The organism is Mesorhizobium carmichaelinearum (assembly GCF_900199455.1).
Classification (GTDB): Bacteria; Pseudomonadota; Alphaproteobacteria; order Rhizobiales; family Rhizobiaceae; genus Mesorhizobium; species Mesorhizobium carmichaelinearum.
The window spans coordinates 1-1,169 of record NZ_FZQR01000117.1; the positions used below are offsets into that span (position 1 = coordinate 1).

Annotated in this window: 1 protein-coding gene; it reads right to left on the reverse strand. The window is 62.4% G+C overall.

Features of this window, described 5'->3' with window-relative positions:
• On the reverse strand, window positions 1-1,169 hold a 1,169-nt coding region (gene tuf / locus CKW40_RS42235; RefSeq protein WP_095205387.1), incomplete at its 3' end, for an elongation factor Tu.

Consider the following 1,169-nt stretch of genomic DNA (forward strand, 5'->3'; position numbering starts at 1 on the left):
TTGATGGTGACGACGATGCCGGCACCGACGGTGCGGCCGCCTTCACGGATGGCGAAGCGCAGCTTCTCTTCCATGGCGATCGGCACGATCAGCTCGACATCGACCGTGATGTTGTCGCCAGGCATCACCATCTCGGTGCCTTCCGGCAGCGACACGATGCCGGTCACGTCGGTCGTGCGGAAGTAGAACTGCGGACGGTAGTTGGTGAAGAACGGCGTGTGACGGCCACCTTCGTCCTTGGTCAGGATGTAGGCTTCGGCCACGAACTTCTTGTGCGGCTTCACCGTACCGGGCTTGGCCAGAACCTGGCCGCGCTCGACACCTTCACGATCAACGCCACGCAGCAGCGCGCCGATGTTGTCGCCAGCCTGGCCCTGATCGAGCAGCTTGCGGAACATTTCAACGCCCGTGCAGGTCGTCTTGGTCGTCGGACGGATACCGATGATCTCGAGTTCCTCGCCAACCTTGACCACACCGCGCTCGACGCGGCCGGTGACGACCGTGCCACGACCCGAGATCGAGAACACGTCTTCGATCGGCATCAGGAACGGCTTGTCCAGCGGACGAACCGGCGTCGGGATGTAGGCATCGACCTGAGCCATCAGCTCGCGGATCGCGTCCTCGCCGATGGTCTTGTTCGAATCTTCCAGAGCAGCCAGCGCCGAACCCTTGACGATCGGAATGTCGTCGCCGGGGAATTCGTTCTTCGACAGAAGCTCGCGAACCTCGAGCTCGACCAGTTCGAGCAGCTCGGCGTCGTCGACCTGGTCGACCTTGTTGAGGAACACCACGATCGACGGCACGCCGACCTGACGGGCAAGCAGGATGTGCTCGCGGGTCTGCGGCATCGGGCCGTCGGCGGCCGACACGACCAGGATCGCGCCGTCCATCTGCGCGGCACCGGTGATCATGTTCTTCACATAGTCGGCGTGGCCGGGGCAGTCGACGTGGGCGTAGTGGCGGTTGGCCGTCTCGTATTCGACGTGAGCCGTCGAGATGGTGATGCCGCGGGCCTTCTCTTCCGGCGCCGCATCGATCTGGTCGTAGCGCTTGTACTCGCCAAAATACTTCGTGATCGCCGCCGTCAGCGACGTCTTGCCATGGTCAACGTGACCAATCGTGCCGATGTTCACATGAGGCTTAGTGCGCTCGAATTTACCTTTTGCCAT